The 16,127-nt window shown below is 67.5% G+C and carries 13 protein-coding genes and 1 tRNA gene; 10 read left to right on the top strand and 4 right to left on the bottom strand.

Features of this window, described 5'->3' with window-relative positions:
- Positions 1-92: 92 nt before the first annotated feature.
- A complete protein-coding gene (locus ASE14_RS11415) occupies positions 93-3,143 on the bottom strand; it encodes a glycoside hydrolase family 2 TIM barrel-domain containing protein (protein ID WP_056654685.1) in 3,051 nt (1,016 codons plus the stop codon).
- A gap of 119 nt (positions 3,144-3,262) precedes the next feature.
- Between ASE14_RS11415 and ASE14_RS11410 the strand changes: the two genes are divergently transcribed.
- The 6 genes from ASE14_RS11410 (at position 3,263) to ASE14_RS20580 (ending at position 11,420) form a co-directional block, all read left to right on the top strand.
- Positions 3,263-4,480, top strand: coding sequence for an ROK family transcriptional regulator (locus ASE14_RS11410; RefSeq protein WP_056654684.1), 1,218 nt, complete (start codon positions 3,263-3,265; stop codon positions 4,478-4,480).
- 250 nt (positions 4,481-4,730) lie between these two features.
- Positions 4,731-6,017 (top strand): ABC transporter substrate-binding protein, encoded by a 1,287-nt coding sequence (locus ASE14_RS11405; protein WP_056654683.1) that lies wholly within the window; start codon positions 4,731-4,733, stop codon positions 6,015-6,017.
- 68 nt (positions 6,018-6,085) lie between these two features.
- Positions 6,086-6,967, top strand: a complete 882-nt coding sequence (locus ASE14_RS11400; RefSeq protein WP_056654682.1) for a carbohydrate ABC transporter permease — start codon at positions 6,086-6,088, stop codon at positions 6,965-6,967.
- Positions 6,968-7,095: 128 nt separating this feature from the next.
- Positions 7,096-7,884 carry a carbohydrate ABC transporter permease gene (locus ASE14_RS11395; RefSeq protein WP_200953311.1) on the top strand — a complete coding sequence of 263 codons (789 nt, stop codon included), beginning with the start codon at positions 7,096-7,098 and terminating at the stop codon, positions 7,882-7,884.
- Positions 7,885-8,141: 257 nt separating this feature from the next.
- Positions 8,142-10,508 (top strand): hypothetical protein, encoded by a 2,367-nt coding sequence (locus ASE14_RS11390; RefSeq protein WP_056654681.1) that lies wholly within the window; start codon positions 8,142-8,144, stop codon positions 10,506-10,508.
- A 294-nt stretch (positions 10,509-10,802) separates the two neighbouring features.
- Positions 10,803-11,420: a hypothetical protein gene (locus tag ASE14_RS20580; RefSeq protein WP_157372944.1), complete on the top strand. Its 618-nt coding sequence runs from the start codon at positions 10,803-10,805 to the stop codon at positions 11,418-11,420.
- A gap of 206 nt (positions 11,421-11,626) precedes the next feature.
- On the opposite strand, the gene ASE14_RS11380 is transcribed toward ASE14_RS20580, so the two are convergent.
- Positions 11,627-11,700, bottom strand: a tRNA-Gly gene (locus ASE14_RS11380).
- A 128-nt stretch (positions 11,701-11,828) separates the two neighbouring features.
- On the opposite strand from ASE14_RS11380, the gene ASE14_RS11375 reads away from it, so the two are divergent.
- Both ASE14_RS11375 and dcd read left to right on the top strand, forming a co-directional pair.
- Entirely contained in the window at positions 11,829-12,677 is an 849-nt protein-coding gene (locus ASE14_RS11375; RefSeq protein WP_056654679.1) for a hypothetical protein, read from the top strand.
- A gap of 61 nt (positions 12,678-12,738) precedes the next feature.
- Entirely contained in the window at positions 12,739-13,344 is a 606-nt protein-coding gene (gene dcd, locus ASE14_RS11370; protein ID WP_056007332.1) for a dCTP deaminase, read from the top strand.
- A gap of 15 nt (positions 13,345-13,359) precedes the next feature.
- Here the strand turns inward: dcd and ASE14_RS11365 are convergent, their stop codons facing one another.
- On the bottom strand, positions 13,360-13,752 hold the full coding sequence (locus tag ASE14_RS11365; protein WP_056654678.1) for a DUF4267 domain-containing protein: 393 nt from the start codon (positions 13,750-13,752) through the stop codon (positions 13,360-13,362).
- 69 nt (positions 13,753-13,821) lie between these two features.
- Between ASE14_RS11365 and ASE14_RS11360 the strand changes: the two genes are divergently transcribed.
- The gene (locus tag ASE14_RS11360; RefSeq protein ID WP_200953310.1) at positions 13,822-14,385 is read left to right on the top strand and encodes a TetR/AcrR family transcriptional regulator; all 564 of its coding nucleotides are present in this window, start codon (positions 13,822-13,824) and stop codon (positions 14,383-14,385) included.
- Positions 14,386-14,405: 20 nt separating this feature from the next.
- Here ASE14_RS11360 and ASE14_RS11355 read toward each other — a convergent pair whose 3' ends face one another.
- Entirely contained in the window at positions 14,406-15,344 is a 939-nt protein-coding gene (locus ASE14_RS11355; RefSeq protein WP_056654676.1) for a S9 family peptidase, read from the bottom strand.
- Between the two features lie 80 nt (positions 15,345-15,424).
- Between ASE14_RS11355 and ASE14_RS11350 the strand changes: the two genes are divergently transcribed.
- Positions 15,425-16,084 (top strand): TetR/AcrR family transcriptional regulator, encoded by a 660-nt coding sequence (locus ASE14_RS11350; RefSeq protein WP_056654675.1) that lies wholly within the window; start codon positions 15,425-15,427, stop codon positions 16,082-16,084.
- The last annotated feature ends 43 nt before the right edge of the window (positions 16,085-16,127 follow it).

The following is a 16,127-nucleotide window of genomic DNA, read 5'->3' as shown; positions in this document are numbered from 1 at the left end:
GAGCGGGTACGTTCATCCTGATCAGGATGAACGTACCCGCTCGTTCGCGCCGCACTGGTGTTCGGCGGTTGGACGCCGAGTCGGGTTCGGCGTCAGGGCGCCGAGAGCCTCAGCGCGAGCGAACGCGCTTCGGGTCGGAGCATCGCGTCCGGCCAGACATCCGGACCGCACGCTCGCGAGCCGAGCCCGTTCTGCGCTGCATCGATGTAGAGATGGTTCGCAGTGCTCGGCGGGAGTTCGTGAGGGTGCGCGGCCCCAGCGAGTACCTCGGCGGTGTATCGCGAGAGCGTGAACCCGGGCAGTCGTCCCGACGAATCAGCGGCTGCATCGAGTCGCAGCCACGGTCGTTCGCCGGCGCCGAGTTCGAGGGTGCGCAGCTCGGAGCGGTGTCCGTTCTCCTGCGGGCGCGAGTACTCGAAGCCGAGCTCGTCGATGCCGGCCGAGAATCGGCCCACCCGTGCGGCCTGGCGGCTGTCGGGGTAAGACTCGCGAGGGCCCGTGCCGAACCAGGTCGCTCGATCGACGTCTCGCTCGAGATCGAAACGGACGCCGATGCGAGGCCAGAGGATCTTCCACCCGGCGCTCGGTGCGATGTCGATCCGGAGCCACAGTTCCGCGTCGAGGAGCCGCCACGTCTCACGGATCGTTCCTCCGGTTCGGCGATCCGGCCCACCCCAGCGTCGAAGCACCGAGAGGCCGTCCGCAATACCCGCCGCGTCGATCACCCGCATCGAGAGATGGTCCAGGCGCGCCCCGGCCCAGTCATCGGCATGCGGCGCGGCCATGACCCCCATCCGATCGCCGAACGTCGGGGCGTCGATGTCGTAGCTGCCGAACATCTCACGTCGGTCGTTGTCGGTGGGTGCGCGCCAGAGTTGAAGAGTGGGGCCGTCGATGCGGCGGCCGGCGATCGATACGAGGCGCCCATAGTGGAACTCGGCGTCGCCCAGGACGGTCGTCGCCGGCACCTCCCCGCGTTCGATCGCGGCCGGGGCTTGAGCCCGCGGAGCGCGGAGGGGCGGGGCTGTGACCGTGACATCGACCTGCGCGAACATCACGACGTGTCCCGCCGGTGCCCACTCCCGGTCGTCCGCCGTGACCGCCTCGACGGTCAGCCAGAGCTCGCCAGCCGTGCCGGAGAATCGAGCCGCTTCGAGATCCAGGCGTCCTTCGGTTCGTTCCCCGGGACCGACGGCGGGAAGATCCAGGACGCCCTCCGCGACCAGCTCACCATCGCGTTCGAGGCGCCAGACGAAGACGAGATCGGACGTGTCGGTCGAGTGACGCCGGTTCACCACGGATACCGCGACTCCGTCGTCGTGCCTGCTGAGCTCGACCCGCACGGGAGCCGACACCTGCGCGAACTCGTGGAGCGCTGGCGAGGGCACATCGTCCGATCGCACGAGTCCGTCGAGCACGAAGTTGCCATCGTGATAGATCTCGCCGAAGTCCCCGCCGTATGCGAAGAACTCCCGCCCGTCGGCGTCGCGCCGGCGCAGCCCGTGATCGCGCCATTCCCAGATGAAGCCGCCGTGGTACCGGGGGTGGGACCACGCGAGCTCCTCGTACTGATCGAGACCACCGGGGCCGTTGCCCATCGCGTGCGCATACTCGCAGAGCAGGAAGGGCTTGCTGCGCTGTCGAGCGGATTCCGCCGGCGAGCAGTCCATCAGCAGGGAGGTGGCGTCGTGGCGCACCACGGCCTCTGTCTCCACGAGCGAGCTGTACATCAGCGAGTACACATCGGTGTACGCCCCGACATGGTCGCCTTCGTAGTGGACCGGTCGCTCCGGGTCGCGATCATGGACCCATGCCGACATCTCGGCGAGATTCTGGCCGGTACCGGACTCGTTTCCGAGTGACCACATGATGATCGACGGGTGGTTCTTGTCACGCTCGACGGTGCGCACGATGCGGTCGAGGCAGGCGTCGCGCCACAGGTGGTGCTCGGCCGGGTTCTCGGCCCATTCGCCGGTGGCGAAGCCGTGGGTCTCGAAGTCGTTCTCGAGCATGACCCAGAACCCGAGCTCATCGGCGAGGTCCAGCACTCGAGGATGCGGGGGATAGTGGCTCGTGCGGAAGGCGTTCACGTTGAACGCCTTCATCATCAGCAGGTCGGCCCGCACCCACTCCTCGTCGAAGACGCGGCCGCGGTCGGGATGGGTCTCGTGGCGATTGACGCCGTGGAACACGACGCGCTCGCCGTTGACGAGCAGCTGATCGCCGTCGATGCGGATCGTCCGGAATCCGATGCGCAGTTCGGCTCGTTCACCAACGGCCTGGATGACGGCATTGTAGAGGCGGGGGCATTCGGCGCTCCACGGCTCGACGGCATCCACCTCGATCGGTCCGACGTCGGCCGGAGCGAGCCAGGTCGCACGGACCCCGAGCTCGGAGATCTCGAACGTCATCGGGAACGCGTCGGCAGGGGCGACGATTTCGGGATCGATCGTCCCGACGCCGCGATCGAATCCCGTGCGGAGCCAGACGTCTTCGATGGCACCGGGGGGTCGTGCGATGAGCGTGACGTCACGGAAGATCCCGGGGAGCCACCACTGGTCCTGATCTTCGAGATACGTTGCAGCGGACCACTGGTGGACCCGCACGGCGATGGTGTTCAGCCCCGGCCGCACCAATGCGGTCACGTCGAACTCCTGCATGAGCCTGCTGCCCGATGCGATGCCGACCTCAGAGCCGTTCACCCAGACGCGGTACCGGGACTCGACCCCGTCGAAGCGGAGGACGATGCCGGCCATCGTCGCCCACTCGCGCGGGATGTCGAACTCGCGGCGGTAGTCGCCGGTGGGATTCGCATCGGGGACGAACGGAGGTTCGATGGGGAAGGGGAATTGCGCGTTCGTGTAGATCGGGTGTCCGTGGCGCAGGTCTTCGGTGAGCACCCAGTGCCCTGGGACAATGAGTCGCTGCCACTCCGAGGCGTCGTAGTCGGGAGCAGCGAAACTCTCGGGAGACTCATGCAGCGCCAGGACCTCGGAGGTGCCGGGCAGGCCTGGTGCGCCGGCGAGGAGGCGGAAGTCCCACTCGCCGTTCAGTGAGCGCGTCGGCGCGTCTGTCTGCACCCAGGATCGGGCGGGTCGGCGGAGTCCTGCGCCGGAGGAGGGATCATAGACGTAGTGATTCATCGGATGAATAAGCTAGCAGCCCTGCTGATATGTCCTCCAGAATCCGCGATACAGATGGCCGGATGAGTCATGATGGGTATGTCCGTGGATGCTAATTCCGGGCTGCGGAGAGGATGAGGATGCGTCGCGGAACGAACATGCCGGCCGTGAGCCAGTTCAACCAGACCGTGATTCTCGATCTCATCCGCAGATCCCCGAACGGGATCAGCCGGGCGGAGCTGGCACAGCGAGTGGGCTTGTCGGGTCAGACGGCGTCGAATGTCGCGCGTCGCCTGCTCGACGATGGCCTCATCGAAGAGGCGGGCACGCATATCAACGGCAGGGGCAAGCCCCCCGTGATCATGAAGCTGATTCCGGACAGCCGCTTCGCCGTCGGCGTCCATCTGGACCCGGCGTATGTCACCTACGTGCTGCTCAACATCGCCGGCGACGTCGTCGAGCACCGTCGCACCCGCACACCGTCGGTGATGGATCCTTCGACGGTCGTGGCGGCCATGGCCGACGAGGTTCGCGCACTCGTCGACGCATCCGGGCTCGACCGATCGCGACTCGTCGGCATCGGCATCGCTGCGCCGGGTCCCGTCGACCGGGAGCGGGGGATCATCCTCGATCCGCCCCTGCTGGAGGGGTGGCGGGATGTCGCGCTCCGCGACGAGCTCGCCACGCTCACGAAGCTGCCCGTGTTGTTGGAGAAGGACGTCAACGTCGCCGCCGTGGCGGAGATCTGGGCGGCCGGCGGGGCGGCGAGGAACAACTTCGGGTTCTTCTACTACGGCTCGGGTCTCGGCCTGGGGCTGGCGATCGACGGTGAGGTGCGCAGCGGCTCCTCGGGCAACGCCGGCAATGCCGGGGCGGTCGTTGTGCCTGCCGCGGGCATTCCGAACCGGAGTCGCAGCGACATGCTCGGTCACATCGCCAGTCCTGCGTTCCTGGTCACCCAGGCGGTCGAAGAGGGCGTCCTCGCCGCTGGCGCGGAGGCGGACATCGACGCGTCGTTCGACGAGCTCGTGGCTCTCGCTACTGCACGTGACGAGGGGGCCACGCGCATCATCGCCCGCGCCGCAGAGAACATCGCGGAGGCGCTCGTCGTCGTCATCAACCTCCTCGATCTCGACGTGTTCGTCTTCGGCGGGCCGTTCTGGACGAGCTTCGCACCGTTGGCGCTCGAGGAGATCGGCGAGCGCCTCAACACCTCGCCGCACCGGATGACGCACCTACGAATCAGGGTCGAGACCTCGAGCCTCGGTGACGATGTCGTGGCGATCGGGGCGGCAGCGCTCGTGCTGGATTCGGTGCTCTCCCCGCGCCCCTCTGCGCTCATGATCGCCGAATCCTGAACTCGATCGTCGGTATCCCGGCCTGATCGCCGCAGTCGGAATTCGACGACGAATGCTCATTGGTGCTGCCCGTGATGGTGGCCAGTTCGGCGATCCCGGACGGATCCGGAGACGGCTCTACCGTTCTTGACATCCGACCTTTGCCCGCGTAACATCGGCCGCGAATAGGGCAAAACGTTTGGCTTATTCGCTCCCAGCAATCAACCCGCAACGCACCTGGATCATCAGATCCATCATCAAGGAGGATGAGATGACGCGAACACGCCGCACTGTTGGCCTGGCACTCGCCGCTCTCGGCATGACGGCCGCACTGGCAGGATGTTCGACGACAGCGTCGACCGGATCGGGCGATGCCGATCTGACGTTCATGGTTTTCGAGACGCCCGCACTCGGACCGGAGTTCTGGGATCAGTCGATCGAGAACGCCCTGACCGATCTGCCGGACGTCACGGTCAACAAGATCGTCAGCCCTGGTGGGGACCGGACGGCATACGCCAAGCAGCTGCAGGCGAGCGATCAGTTCCCCGACGTTCTCGCGTCGATCACGCCGCGCGACTTCCTGGAGGCAGGGCTTCTCGAGCCCTTCGACCAGGACTGGCTGGACGAGAACTTCATCCTTCCCGAGGCCAACGACATCGACGGGGGCACGTACATCCCGCCGACGAACTCGCAGGTGCTCCCCCTGGTGTTCTACAACAAGGCCCTGTTCGCCGAGCACGGCGTCGAGGTTCCGGAGACGTGGGCCGAGTTCGTCGCGGCGATCGAGAAGTTCCGCGCGGCAGACGTGACCCCGCTCGAGCTCGCCGGATCCGAGCCGTGGGCGGCGAGCATGCCCCTCGTCGGCCTGAGCAGCGCGGACGTGCTCGGGCAGGACCCGGAGTGGATCCAGAAGCGCTACGCCGGTGAGGTGTCCTTCTCCGACCCGCTCTACGTCGGCGCTCTCGAGAAGGCGCGCGACCTCGTCGAGATGGAGGCCTACGACCCGGCAGCGCTGAGCGTCGACTACGCGACGGCGAACCGGAACTTCCTCGACGGCAAGAGCGCAATGTACCCGATGGGCAGCTGGTTCACGGGGTCGAGCTACATCACCCCCGAGCAGGCAGAGAACATCGGCGCGTTCCCGTGGCCCACCGACGACGGCTCCATCGTCGTCCCCTTCAATGTGGGGGGCACCACTGCGGTGAGTTCGCAGTCGGAGCACGTGGACGAAGCAACGTCATTCGCGAAGGCGTGGTCACTCGATCCCGCGAACCTGACGGTGCTGATCGAGACCGACGGGGCGTACCCGATGTTCAAGGACCGCTCGATCGAGGACTTCGACGTCTCGGTCTCCGGACTCTACCTCGACACGTACGCGTACGTCACCGATGAGAACTCGAAGGTCTCGTCGTTCGGTTGGGTGAACAACAACGACAGTCTCGCGCCGGGTATGAACGACGCGCTCTACGCCCTGTCGCAGGCTCTCTTCTCCGACGGTGACGTTGCAGCGCAGGCCGCCCAGCTCGACAAGGAGTGGGACGCGGCCGTCGGCAAGTAGCCGCTGAGGCCGGGCGGTGTCGCCGCCCGGCCTCGACCACGCTCGACATCCACCCGGAAAGGCACCCCATGTCCACCCGTCAAAGATCACGGTGGGGACTCGCTCCCATCGCGGGCATCGCGATCATCCTCTACGCGGCGTTCCTCCTCTGGCCGCTGGTCTCCAGCTTCGTCACGAGCTTCACGAACAGCAGCCCGCTGAAGGCGACGAGTTCGTTCGTCGGTGCTGACAACTACGTCGAGCTGTTCCAGGACCCGCGCCTCTACCGCACGCTGGGCTTCACGCTCGTCGTCGTCGTCTTCGTCACCGTGGTCTCAAATGCACTGGGCCTGCTGTTCGCGCTGCTGCTGAACAGTCCGAGCAGGAATTACCGCGTCATGCGCACACTGGTGTTCATCCCGCAGGTGCTCTCGGGGGTCATCGTCGCCTTCATCTGGCGATCGGTGCTCAACCAGAACGGACTCCTCAACTCCACACTCCAGAGCATGGGCCTCACCGATGAGGCCGTCTCCTGGCTGGGGACCCCGGAACTCGCGACCTTCTCGATCTGCGTTGTCGTGAGCTGGATGACGATCGCCTTCTCGACGGTCGTCTACACCGCGTCGCTGCAGTCGGTACCGAGCGAGCTCTACGAGGCGGCACGCGTCGACGGCGCCGGGGCGCTGTCCCGATTCCGCAACGTCACCTTCCCGATGATCGCGCCGGGCGTCACGATCAGCGTCACGCTGTGCCTCATCACGACGTTGAAGCTCTACGACATCATCGCCGTGCTTACGGGTGGTGGCCCGGCGAATTCCACCCAGTCGCTCGCGTTCTTCCTGGTGGAGGTCGCATTCACCGAGAACCGATTCGGATACTCGTCCGCGATCGCCATGTTCCTGCTCCTGTTGACCGCGGTGGTCGCGTACTCCTCGACAGGACTGCTTCGTCGACGGGAGGCTCACCTGTGAGCACCATCACACAACCCGAAAAGGCCGTCCGGGCTCATCCCGTGGATGACCCGAATCGCTCCGCTGCGCGCAGATCTCGTGCTCGGGCAGGCATTGCCCGCCGTTCGGCGCATCTCATCGCGGCCTGGGTGGTCACGCTCATCTTCGTCATCCCGATCTATCTCGCGGTCTCCGGCGCGTTCAAGACGCAGGAGCAGATCCTCACAGAGCCGCTCGCCCTGCCCTCGCCGTTCACGCTCGACAACATCGTGGGTGCACTCCAGCGGCCGGATCACCTCATCCAGAGCGGCCTGCTGAACTCGATCCTGGTGACCGTGGCAACGCTCGTGCTGATCATCCCGCTCGCCTCGGCGACGAGTTTCTGGATCTCGGAGCAGCGACCGGTCATCCGTGGCGTCCTCCTGGCTGCGTTCGCGCTCGGGCTCATGGTGCCCCCGCAGGTCGTGCTCCAGCCCATCGTGTCGCTGCTGCAGTCGATCGGACTCGCCAACAGCTACCCGGGCCTGATCCTGTCGAATGTCGGCGGCGGGTACCTGTCCTTCGCCGTCTTCCTCTACGTCGGCTTCCTGAGGACAGTGCCGAGAGAGGTCGTCGAGGCCGCACGCGTCGACGGGGCCGGCGAGCTTCGGATCTGGTGGACGATCGTCATGCCGCTCGTGCGTCCGGCGACAGCGACCGTGGGGATCTTCCTCGGCCTCTGGGTCTGGAACGACTTCCTGAATCCGCTCATCATCCTGGGCCCGTTGCAAGGGCAGACGATCACCACCGGCATCTACCAGTCGGTGGGCACGATCTCCACCGACTACGCGCAATTGTTCGGGGTCATGTTCCTCGCGGCGATCATCCCGGTGGTCGGGTACTTGGTCACGCAACGCGAATTCATTCACGGTCTGATGTCGGGAGCTTCGAAGGGATGACAATGCTCGCACCGGGTGTTCCGGTACTCGATGAGTTGGCAGGCGATTGGGTGGAGGCGGAGGAACTCCCGCACTTGCCTTCCCTGCGCAATCAATGGGGTCAGGCGCATGTGAACGCCGACCTCACCTCACTCTCTTGGCTGGCCCTGCCGCCGTTCAGCGGTGGCTACCGAACCGGGATCCTCAAGGTGGACGGACGGGTACGGGCTTCGGACCGATTCCGCTGGGCACCGTGGGGCGTCGCAAGGTCGAGTGCCATGGATGGCGTCGATGTTGAGACTGAGACGCGCCTCGAGTACGAGGGCGCCCAGGTGCTGTGGCGGATCCTGGTGACCAATACCTCCGATATGGACCGGCGGGTCGACCTCGAGCAGGAGGTGCTCGCGCCGATCGCCTACTCGGATGTGGACTGGGGATGGTTGTACGGCACACCCTGGAGCGCCGGGCATCACCACGACTTCTATGCGACCGAGCGCGTTCGCGCCGACGTGCTGTCCGACCGACCGGGCCAGCCGCACCTCGTTGCGGAGGGCGCGCGCCAGATCCGCCTCGGGCGACCACGGATTCCAGGAATCCAGCGCGACGAGGACGCAGCCCCCATGCTGCTCGACACGGCACTGCCGGCGCACATCACACCCGACTCGCCCTCGCGCACTCGACCCCCTGCCGCGCGCGGGACCGTCCAAGCCGTGCGGGTATCGGGCGAGTGGATCGCGGGGCCGTGGGAACTCCGGCAGCCGGATGACGAAGTCGTCCTCGACGCGGTCGTCGCGTTCGAACCGCTCACGTCGGTGTCGATGCGCGTTGTCGTCGACTCGCTCGACGACGGTGTGCTGCTCACGCACGGCAACCACCCCGACTCGCTCCAGTTCGCCGTGGAGGGCGGGCGGTTCGTGTGCCGCATCGCCGGCGAGCGCATCGTGGCGGATCAGTCCGTCGAACTGCTGAGCGCCTACGAACTCGAAGCTTCGTTCGGCGAGGACCACCTCGTTTTCAACCTCGACGGTATCGAGGTCGGTCGCACCGCCCCATGGTGGGGCGGACAGCGCTGGAGTGCCGAGGGTCGTGAAGCGACCGTCGTCGTCACGGATGCCTCGTCGACTGCTCGCAGCGCCGTTGCGTTCAGCGTCGCCCCCCACGAGCTGCGCGTCGAAGGGCAGCGTGCGCTGGCGTCGTGGCGTCTCGACCTCGCGCCCGGCGAGACTGTCGAGCTCGGGGTCGCGCTCGCCATCGGTGAAAACGGCGATGAGGTCGAGGAGCGTGCGGTGATGACCGCCCGAAGCTTCGACGAGCAGTTCGCCGCGGTGGCCGAAGCCTGGCGCACGTTGTGGCGGCATGCGTTCACGCCGGGCAACACGACGCATTCCGGCCACCTGCCGGCGTTCGAATCCACCTCGCCCGGGCTGGCGAAGACGTACTACCTGGGTGCGCTGCTCATGCTCTACATGCGCAACACGATCGTCAGCCCGATCGGACCAGTGTTCCTGACCGGTGGGCCACGACTCGGGGCGACCACCACGTTCTACTGGGACCAGTCGGAGTGGGCGAGGGCGGGTGCGATGCTCGAACCCGCCGGCATCCGCGCTTGGATCGTCGCCGCTCTCGCGCAACCGTACGACCGCTCGCACTCGTTCGACACGCGAGGCCTGCAACCGGTGGGCAACCACTACGCTGCGAACGACCACGCGCTCTTCACCATCGTCGAGCATTATGTCGGGACCACCGGTGATGAGAGCGTTCTCTTCGAGGAGGCCGCTGGACGCAGCGTGCTCGACCATCTCAGGGAGATGGCCGGCCGCGCGGTCACGGGACGTGCCGCATACGGCGATGGTCGCCTGGTCGACCTCGGCAGCGACGCGTGGGAGCTGCTCGAGTGTGTGCCGAACTACCGCGACGTGGTGGTCTCCTTCAATGCCGGATACGCGGGCATGTCGCGATCGATCGCGGCGCTGTTGCATAGGCTCGGCCTGGACGCCGAGGCGGAGGCCGCGGCAGCGGTGGCCGAGGAGCTGGCGGACGCGGTGATCGGGCAGTACCTCGGAGATGGGCGCTGGTCCATCGAACACCCTGACGGCTCTGACAGCATCGCTCACTGCCTCGACACCGAGCTCGTGGCTGCGCATCTCGCCGACCGACTCAGTGAAGCCCAGCGGGCCGGCCTCGTGGCGTTCGTCGAGCGCGAGCTGATCGACGGCGACTGGATGCGAGCACTCGCACCGAGCGATCCGGTCGCTCCGTTCTCGGATCGACCGGACCACGGCGCCGCTGGGGCATTCGCCGCTTGGCCCGGCGCGACCTCCTACGCGCTGGCATGTCTCGGTCGACCTGATCTCGCAGCGGAGTTCCTCAGCCGCGTGCACAGAGCTCGATCGGGTGCGCTGTGGGGCCAGGCAGTCGAGGCGCGCGGCGGCGGTGCATTCTGGGTGGCGGAACGCGGAGTCTCGAATCGGGACAGCAACGCCGCCTCGGCAGTGACCGAGTCGGTGCTCGCCGGGCTCTTCGGCATCCGTGCCGGTTTCGCCGAGTCGGGCAGCGGAGAGACCGAGAACGAGTTCGGGACGCTGCGCAACGTGCGAGCCGTTGGATTCGACCTTGAGGCGAAGCTGCTCGCGCCTCGGCAGTGAGTAGAAGGAGTCCAGAGCGCCGGGACGAATTTCTCGCCGCAGTGAACCCGCCGCTACGAATCACGGAGGATTCGAATGAGAAACACGAGCGAGCGTTCGGCGCCGCATCGGTGCTGCAACGATCGCTGCAAGCATGTGCCTCGGGATGATGGCCGTCACCGTCACCGTCACCGTCCCCGCGGCCTCGGCGGCCGACGAGGATAACTGATCAGCGAGATCGTCGGCGTAGTCGCGCGCGGGATCGGCCCGACGGACCGCCCGTCGCCCCGGCGCGTCGCCGATATGCTCCCCAGCATGAACCGTCGTCTCCTCCTTCTGCCGCTTGTACTTGCCCTCGCACTCACAGGCTGCCAAGCCAGCCCTGAACCGCAAGCGCAGACACCGGCAGTCACGGCGGAGCCCACGCCCACGCCCGAGATTGTCGAAGACAGGGCGCCCGATGGGACAGCGAGCAGACCCTACGCCTTCGGCACCTACGCGCGGACCACCCCCGAAAGTTACTGGGATGCCACCATCACAGAACCTCAGGCTGACGCCACCGAAACCGTGATCGCCGAGAACTCATACAACCCGGTCAAAGACGGGTGGCAGTACGTGATGGGCCGGATGAACACCGAGATGAACGAGAACATCACCGATGCCGATGAAGGACGGGCTGGGATGCCCACGTCTGTGCAGCCCGTCTTCGTCGGCTCCGACGGGCAGATCTACGACATCTGGAATGACGACAACAGCCCCGCAGTCCTCACGGAGGATTGGATCGGAACCCCTACGGTGGCCATGAAGCCCGGAGTGAAGTCGACTGGTCGATTCGCGATTCAGGTACCGACCGTTGCCCTCGCTGGGGGTCAGTTCGCGGTGCAGAACGAGGTATCCGGCGACATCATCTATTTCGGCGAGCCGCAGCCGTAGAACGACGAAAGCGCCCCGCGGTGAAGGAACAGCTCGGCCATGGATCAGCGGCGGTGACCCGGAAGCACTACCTTGCTGCGCGCATCGACCGGGCTGATCAGTCGGCCGTTCTGGAGCAGTTCGGTGCTGAAAACAGCGAGGAAAGAGCGAAACGCCCCTCGAGTCGCTCGAATGGTCGAGGGCCCGGGAGGCGTGGTTTCCAGCTGTGGAGCGGATGACGGGAATCGAACCCGCGCTATCAGCTTGGGAAGCTGAAGTTCTACCATTGAACTACATCCGCATGCGGCATCCCGTGGGTGCAGCGATCCCCATCGTATCAATGGACGTGATGCACTCCGCTACCCGGCCGTCGGAATCGCCCAGATCATGTGCCGTGAGCGGCATCATCCATGCGGCAGGCTCGACCCCATGAGGGAGCATCGGAGTCGTCTCATCGTCGTGGCCGGCGCGATCGCGGCCGTCGTCGCGTTCGCGGCGTGCTCGTCGCCGCCCGCGGAGCGCGGCCGCCTCGAACAACAACTCGACGAGCAGGCCGTCTCCGCGGCCGGCGATGCGGGGTTCATCTCGCAGTCCACTGGCCTCGAGGCGCCAGCCGACGGCATCGCCGAGTACGCGCGCCGCATCGGATCCCACCTCTCGGGCACTGGCGTGGAGCCTGAGCAGGGCTCCGGGTGGATGCCGGGCTCGCCCGACCACGCCGATCCCTTCGTGCTCGTGGGCATCGAACCGTACGACGATTCGTCCTGGCAGGAGCCGGTGGGGGCGCTCGTGTTGGGCAGCCGCCTCACCGAGGCATCCGTCGAGGGTGCACCCCAGCGCGACTACTGCGTCCGCCTCGAGTTCGATCGCTGGGGGTTCGTCGACGGCGGCGCGACCACCGTCGACTGCCCGGGACCGCTCGTCGCGGTCGCCCCGCCTGCGGACGCCCGCGCGGTGATCCCCGAGCAGGCGGAGTCGGTCGCGATCGCCGTGCTCGCGGCATCCGCCGACGCGCCGGCCGATGAGATCGCCGCGGCCATCGCGGCCCAACTGCCGCAGGCGGCCGACGGCCCGCCGATCGCCGAGGTGCAGGTGACGCGCGACGGCGACCGCGTCGGTCTCGCGATGCGGGACGCCCACGACTGCCTGCTGGTGCGCAGCGCGAACGGGGTCGCCGAGCGCCTGTACGTTCCGGACATCCTGCTGCAGCCCGGCGAGCTCGGATGCACCGCCGAGACGGCCCTGATGCCGGACGAGGCGTTCGCCTCGCCGCACTGAGGTGCTCGCGATGCTTCGCTGCCCGACCACCGGCGTCGGACCGCGTTGCTACGCTGGCAGCGTGCTGCTCTCAGATCGTGACATCCGGGCCGAACTCGACGCGAACCGCATCGGGCTCGACCCGTACGAGCCGGGCATGATCCAGCCCTCGTCGATCGACGTGCGCCTCGACCGGTACTTCCGTCTCTTCGACAACCACAAGTACCCGTTCATCGACCCGGCCGAAGACCAGCCCGAGCTGACCCACCTCATCGAGGTGCGGCCCGATGAGGCGTTCATCCTGCACCCGGGCGAGTTCGTGCTCGCCTCGACCTACGAGGCCGTGACCCTGCCCGACGACGTCGCCGCCCGACTCGAGGGCAAGAGCTCGCTCGGCCGGCTGGGTCTGCTGACGCACTCGACCGCGGGCTTCATCGACCCGGGCTTCACCGGGCACGTCACGCTCGAGCTCTCGAACGTCGCGACGCTGCCGATCAAGCTCTGGCCGGGCATGAAGATCGGCCAGATGTGCTTCTTCCGCCTGTCGTCGCCGAGCGAGCGGCCCTACGGCTCCGCCGAGTACGCGAACCGCTACCAGGGCCAGCGTGGGCCGACGGCCTCGCGCTCGTTCCACCAGTTCCACCGCACGGATGTCGGTGTCACCGACGCCGGCTCGCGGGGCGACTGACCCCTCGTCGGGCTCTCAGAGAAAGAGCAGCACCGCAGCGACGATCATCACCGCCGCCGTCGAGGCGTGGACGCCGACCGCGACCGCCAGCCGGCCGTGATTGCGGACGATCATGAGCGCGTCGCCGATCGGCGTGAGCGCTTCGACGAGCAGGATGACCGCGGCTGCCGCCGGCCCGAAGAAGACGAGCATCGCGATGACGACGAGCCCCGAGACGATGTCGCGCGGACCCTTGATGTGCTGCCACGGGGTCACTTCGGGCGTGATCGCGCTGGTGAAGCCGAAGCCCCGCCCTGTGGAGGTCGGCGCGACGAGGTACGAGACGCCGACGAAGATGATGCCCAGGGCGAGCACGAGCGCGAGCGAGGCGCCGATCCAGGTCGCCGGGGTGAACTGTGCGAGGTCCATGTGATTCCTTTCGCTGAAAGATTTATAGTGACGCTAGCATCCCTTTCGTTCGAGCGATAGTCTCGGTTCGTGGCAACGAGCGAACGCATGGCGCGGCGACGTGAGCAGCGGCGGGGCGCGATCCTCGCGGCCGCCCGCGAGTTCGCCGAGGCCGAGGGCTGGCCGGCCGTCACCTCGCGACGACTGGCCGATGCGATCGACTACACGCAGCCGGTCATCTACTCGCACTTCGAGTCGATGGATGCGGTGATCGATGCGGTCGCCGTCGAGGGCTTCGGTGAGATCGCCGATGCCCTCGCGCAGGCTCGCGCGAGCGCGTCCGACCCCGAGCAGGCGCTCGAGGCGCTCAGTCGCGCCTACCTGGGCTACGCCGCGGCGCATCCCGCCATGTACGACGCGATGTTCGTGCGCGGCACGGGGCTCGCCTTCGCCGAAGCGCGCACTCTGCCGCAACTGGTCGCGGGGTTCTCCGAGATCCGCGCGGTGGTGCAGCCGTTCACCGAGCATCCCGACACGCTCGCCGAGGTGCTGTGGGCGAGCCTCCATGGCCTGACGCTGCTGCAGCGCTCCCGCCGGGTTCCGGGCGATGGCGAGGACCGCCTGGCGGTGCTGCTCGCCCTCATCGCGAGCTGACTCGCCTCAGCGGGCACCCGTCAACGGGAGGCCGCCGGGGAGTGCTCGTCGAGTGTCGTGCGGCCCGGGCGTGTCGCCTCGGGCTCGACGAGCGTCGCCTCGGGGGCGACCAGGAATGCCATCACGGCGTCGAGCGTGACGTCGGCGCGAAGCACGCGGTTGTGCCCGAGCCCCTCGGTCGCGAGCAGCTGAGCCCGGTCGCCGTTCGCCTCGAGCAGTCGCTCGGACTCGGTGAACGGCACCCGCCGGTCGCCGCGGTCGTGCACGAGCAGCAGCGGCGTGCCGCCGGGCAGCGGATGCCGCACCGCCGAGTAGCGCTCGAACGGGTCGGGCTCTCCGGTGAAGACGCGGCCGGCGAACCGTGCCGCGAGGGCGTCGCGGGTGCCCCCGTCGAGGCCGAGCATTTCGCCGAACCCCTCGACGAAGACCCGGGGATCGGCCGCGCCGGCGATGCCGACGACCCGGGTCGTCGGGGTGCCGTCGTGCACCGACACGAGCGCGGCGAGCGATCCGAACGAGTGGCCGACGAGCGCGTGCCACGGCCCCTCGCGTCGGGTGAGCTCGGCGATGACGTCGAGGTGGTCGACGAGGTAGGTGCCGCGCCCGGGGGAGTCGCCGTTGGCGGGCGCATCGAAGGCGAGCACGCGGAATCCCTCGCTGCGAAGCTCGCGGATGAGCGGGCCGAACACGCTCGCGCGCGATTGCCACCCGTGCGCGAGCAGCACCGTGCGCTCACCGGCGCCCCACTCGTAGGTGACGATGTCGACGCCCGTGCCGCCGATGCCCGGAATCCGCACGCTGCCCCGGCGGGCCGAGCGGTGCGTCGCCAGATCGCTTGCGGCGACCGGAGTGCGGCGGCCGACGCGCATGAAGAGCGGCAGGGCGAGGGCGGCGCCGGCCTCGGGGGAGAGACGCGCAGCGGCGCGTACCCCGGTGGCGATGGCGGATGCTGCTGACATCGGTACTCCTTGAACGTGTCACCTGACAATACGAACGGTCGTACGCATACTATACGAACGATCGTGCGTACAATCAAGACATGATCGAGACCGACGGGCGACGACTGAAGGGCGACGCGTCGCGGCGCCACGTGCTCGACCACGCCGTCGACCTCGCCTCCGTCGAAGGGCTCGACGGCCTGTCGATCGGGCGCCTCGCCGAGGCCGCGCACGTCAGCAAGAGCGGCGTCGCGACCCTCTTCGGCACGAAGGAGCGCCTGCAGCTCGCCGCCGTCGAAGCGGCCCGCCTGCGCTTCGTCGCGAGCGTCATCGAGCCGGCGCGGGTCGAGCCACGAGGCATCGTTCGGATCGTCGCCCTGCTCGACGGTTGGATCGCGTACTCGAGAGACCGCGTCTTCGCCGGCGGATGCTTCTTCGCCGGAGTCACCTCCGAGTTCGACACGAAGCCGGGGCCGGTGCGTGACGCGCTCGCCGTAGCCCTCGCCGAGTGGAACGGCTACATCGCCGCCTCGTTCGGCTTCGCCATCGCGCAGGGCGAGGTCGGCCCCGATGAGGACCCGGCGCAGTTCGCCTTCGAGGCGACCGCGCTGCTCGACGCCGCGAACACGCGCTCGTTGCTCGACGGCTCGAACCAGCCGTATGTCTTCGCGCGTCGCGCGCTCGTCACGCGCCTGCGCTCAGCGGGGGCGGACGACGCGCTGCTCGCCCGGCTGGCCGAGGTCGACGACCTCGTCGCCTGACGCCATCGGCGGCAAACGTGAACTCGATGCCCCCGATGGTGCA

The sequence above is a fragment of the Agromyces sp. Root81 genome, assembly GCF_001429165.1.
Taxonomy (GTDB): domain Bacteria; phylum Actinomycetota; class Actinomycetes; order Actinomycetales; family Microbacteriaceae; genus Agromyces.
This window is presented reverse-complemented; position numbering and strand designations above follow the sequence as displayed.